Genomic DNA, 4043 nt, shown 5'->3' with positions numbered 1-4043 from the left:
CGCCACCATCGCCCGGTACGCCGACGTCGGCCCCAAGCCCTCAGGGACACGGCCGGACCGGACCGAGGACGAGGACCCCGGCACGCCTCGCGTGCCTGCGCAGAAGGAGTAACACCATGAACCCCCCGCTCCGAGCGCTCGCCGTGCTGGCCGCCGGCGCCCTGACCCTCGCCGCGTGCGCCCCGGGCTCCTCCGCCCCGCCTGCGGCCACCTCCGCGCAGCCGAGCGCCTCGGCGGTGCGCACCGACGCCGCAAAGCTCGGCAACGTCACGCTCACGATCTGGGACCAGGAGGTACGCGGCGGTCAGGCCGCCCAGATGAAGCAGCTCAACGCCGCCTTCCAGGCGAAGTACCCCAACATCAAGCTCAACCGGGTGAGCCGCTCCTTCGACGACCTCAACACGACCCTGCGCCTGGCTTTGAGCGGCAACGAGCCGCCCGACATCGTGGAGGCCAACAACGGGCGCTCGTCGATGGGCGCGTTCGTCAAGGCCGGGCAGCTGCGCCCGCTGGACGCCTACGCCGAGGCGTACGGATGGAAGAAGCGCTATCCGCAGTCGGTGCTGCGCTACTCGAGCTACAGCGCCGACGGCAAGGTGTTCGGCGAGGGCAACCTGTACGGCCTGCCGCAGGTCGGCGAGGTCGTCGGCATCTTCTACAACAAGGCCAAGCTGACCAAGCTCGGCCTGCAGCCGCCGAAGACGTGGGCCGAGTTCGGGGCCGCGCTGGACAAGGCCAAGGCGGGCGGTGAGGTGCCGATGCAGCTGGGCAACCTCGACAAGTGGCCGGCCATCCACGTGTTCGGCACCGTGCAGGGCCGCGCCGTCCCGGCCGACCAGATCAGCACGCTGGCCTTCGGCCGCAAGGGCGCCTCGTGGAACACGCCGGAGAACACCAAGGCCGCCGAGGAGCTCGTCGGCTGGGTCGACAAGGGCTACTTCAACAAGGGCTTCAACGGCCAGGGCTACGACCCGGCGTGGCAGGCGTACGGCAAGGGCGAGGGCGTCTTCCTGATCGGGGGCACCTGGCTGCTCGCCGACCTGCAGAAGGCGCTGGGCAAGGACCTGGGCTTCATGCTGCCGCCGGGCGCCACGGCCGACGCGCCGCCCGTCGCGACCGGCGGGACCGGGCTGCCGTTCGCGATCACGGCCAAGAGCCCCGACCCCGACGCGGCGGCAGCGTACATCGACTTCATCACCAACGCCGACGCGATGAAGGTGCTCACCACCACCGGCAACCTGCCCGTCGCCGACACGGCGCAGCAGAGCGTCCCCGCGGGGCCGCAGCAGGACGTCTTCACCGCGTTCGGCACGGCGACGGCGAAGGACGGGCTGGTGCCGTACCTCGACTACGCGACCCCGACGTTCGCCGACACGCTGGGCGCGGCACTGCAGGACCTGCTGGCCAAGAAGCAGACCCCGCAGGAGTTCCTGGCCACGCTGGAGAAGGACTACAAGACGTTCGCCGAGAGCAACGGGTGAGCATGGGCCGGCCTCCCGGAGAGCCGCGCCGCGTCGCCTACCTCTACCTGCTTCCGGCGTTCGCCGTCTACGCGGTCTTCCTGCTCTACCCGATCGGGCGCGCGGTGCAGCTGTCGCTGTACGACTGGGACGGGCTGTCGCTTGGCCGCTGGGTCGGCCTGGACAACTACGTCGCGATCGTCGCCGACGAGGGGCTGCGGGCCGCGTTCGGCCACGCGCTGGTCCTGGTCGTGTTCTACGCGGCCGGGCCGCTGGTCATCGGGCTGGGGCTGGCCGCGATACTCAACCACGCCAAGGTGCGCGGGCTCGGGTTCTTCCGGACCGTCGTGTTCCTGCCCCAGGTGGTGGCCATGGTCGTGGTGGCCGTGGCCTGGCGGCGCGTCTACGCGCCCGACGGCACGCTCAACACGCTGCTCGGCGCGCTCGGGCTCGACTCGCTGACCAGGGGCTGGCTGGGCGACTACACGTTCGCGCTGCCCGCGGTCGGGGTGGTGGGCACCTGGTTCGAGACCGGCTTGGTGACGGTGCTGCTGCTGGCCGGGATGAGCCGCATCCCCGGCGAGCTGTACGAGGCCGCGCGGCTGGACGGCGCGGGCGCGCTCAGGGAGTTCTTCGCGGTCACGCTGCCGTCGGTGCGCGGGGAGATCGCCGTCGCGCTGACGCTGACGGTGATCGCCGCGCTGCGCACGTTCGATTTGGTGTACGTCACGACGCGGGGCGGGCCCGGCGACTCCACGTCGGTGCCGTCGTACGAGGTCTACCACCGGGCCTTCGGGCTCAGCCAGATCGGCTCGGCGGCGGCCATCGGCGTCACGCTCACCGTGGTCATCTTCGTGATCTCGTTCGGGATCAACCGGTTCGCGGACAGGAGTGCCTCGTGATCTCGCGCGGTGAGCGGGTGGCCAACTACGTCATCCTGTCGGTGTTCGCCGCGTTCGCGCTCTTCCCCATCGTGACGATCCTGTCCGCCGCGCTCGGCCCCGCCGACAGCGGCGGCACGTCCGGGCTGGGCAACTTCACGGCGGCGTGGGAGATCGGCCACTTCGGCACCTACCTGCGCAGCAGCCTGGCCGTGTCGTCGTTCGTCGTGGTTGTGAGCGTGGTGCTGTCGATCATGAGCGGGTACGCGTTCGGCACCATGCGCTTCCGCGGCCAGTCGATGCTGTTCTACCTGTTCATGCTCGGGATCATGATGCCGAGCGAGGCCATCGCGGTGCCGCTCTACTTCGACCTGCGCTCGCTGGGGCTGATCGACACGTTCTGGTCGGTGGCGCTGCCGCAGGTGGCGCTGTCGGTGGCGTTCGGCACGTTCTGGATGCGGGCGTACTTCCGGGCCTCCAGCCGCGCGATCGTGGAGGCCGCCCGCATCGACGGCGCCTCGACCTGGCGCATCCTGTGGCGGGTGCTGGTGCCGCCGGCCCGGCCCGCCGTCGTCACGCTGACCGTGCTGGTCTTCATGTGGACGTGGAACGAGTTCCTCATCCCGCTGATCATGGTGACCAGTGAGTCGCTGCGGACCGCGCCACTGGGGCTGGCCTTCTTCCAGGGCCAGTACACCTCCGGCTTCACCCTGCTCGCCGCCGGCTCGGTCATCGTCGCGACGCCGGTGGTGATTTTTTACCTGTTCCTTCAGCGCCATTTCGTCCGCGGGCTGCTCCAGGGGGCAGTCCGCGAGTAACCGTCGTTCCGGAGGTTCCATGCGTAAACGCCTGTCGCTGGTGCTGGCCGCCACGGTCGCGCTCGCCCTCTTACCCGCCATTCCGTCCGCAGCCTCCGCCGACTCGCCCGTGGACCTCGACGCGCTGTTCGTCGGCGCGCATCCCGACGACGAGGCCTTCAGCCTGTCCACGCTGGGCCAGTGGAACGAGGACCACCACGTCCGCACCGGCGTCGTCACCGTCACCCGGGGCGAGGGCGGCGGCAACGCGGTCGGGCCTGAGGAGGGTCCCGCCCTCGGGCTGCTGCGCGAGGCCGAGGAGCGGTCGGCGGTCGGCAAGGCGGCCGTTCGCGAGGTGTTCAACCTCGACGACGTCGACTTCTACTACACGGTGAGCGCCCCGCTGACCGACCAGATCTGGGGTGCGGACACCCTGGAGAAGGTCGTGCGGGTGGTCCGGCAGACCCGGCCCGAGATGATCCTGACGATGGATCCGGCGCCCTCACCCGGCAACCACGGCAACCATCAGCAGGCGGCACGGCTGGCCGTGCAGGCGTTCTACGCGGCCGCCGACCCCAAGGCGTTCCCCGAACAGATCACGCGTGAGGGGCTGAAGCCGTTCGCGCCGGCCCGGCTGCTGCTCGGCGGCGGGCGCGGCACCTCGCAGACCGGCCCTTCCTGCGCCTCCACCTTCCGTCCCACCAACCCCGCGCAGAACGTGTACGGCGTGTGGAGCGGGCAGCCGTCCCAGAGTCAGGGCAAGACGTGGGCGACCGTCGAGCGCGAGGCGCAGCGCACCTACGCCTCCCAAGGGTGGGCCGTCTTCCCTGACGTGCCGTCGGACCCCGGCCAGCTCGGCTGCGACTTCTTCACGCAGGTGGACTCGCGGGTGCCGTTCCCCGCGC

4 protein-coding genes are annotated in these 4043 nt (G+C 70.6%); all 4 read left to right on the top strand.

Annotation, left to right across the window (positions count from 1 at the left end):
• The first annotated feature begins 116 nt into the window (after positions 1-116).
• Positions 117-1481: an extracellular solute-binding protein gene (locus AB0J09_RS58295; protein WP_360711781.1), complete on the top strand. Its 1365-nt coding sequence runs from the start codon at positions 117-119 to the stop codon at positions 1479-1481.
• A 2-nt stretch (positions 1482-1483) separates the two neighbouring features.
• Positions 1484-2362, top strand: a complete 879-nt coding sequence (locus AB0J09_RS58290; RefSeq protein ID WP_360711778.1) for a sugar ABC transporter permease — start codon at positions 1484-1486, stop codon at positions 2360-2362.
• A complete protein-coding gene (locus AB0J09_RS58285; RefSeq protein ID WP_360711776.1) occupies positions 2359-3159 on the top strand; it encodes a carbohydrate ABC transporter permease in 801 nt (266 codons plus the stop codon). The genes AB0J09_RS58290 and AB0J09_RS58285 overlap by 4 nt, the downstream gene beginning before the upstream one ends.
• Before the next feature lie 19 nt (positions 3160-3178).
• Positions 3179-4043 (top strand): PIG-L family deacetylase (locus tag AB0J09_RS58280; RefSeq protein ID WP_360711773.1); only part of this gene is annotated, 865 nt, incomplete at its 3' end.

Origin of the sequence: Nonomuraea sp. NPDC049784, from assembly GCF_040659615.1 — a bacterium.
In the GTDB taxonomy this organism is placed as follows: domain Bacteria; phylum Actinomycetota; class Actinomycetes; order Streptosporangiales; family Streptosporangiaceae; genus Nonomuraea.
This window is presented reverse-complemented; position numbering and strand designations above follow the sequence as displayed.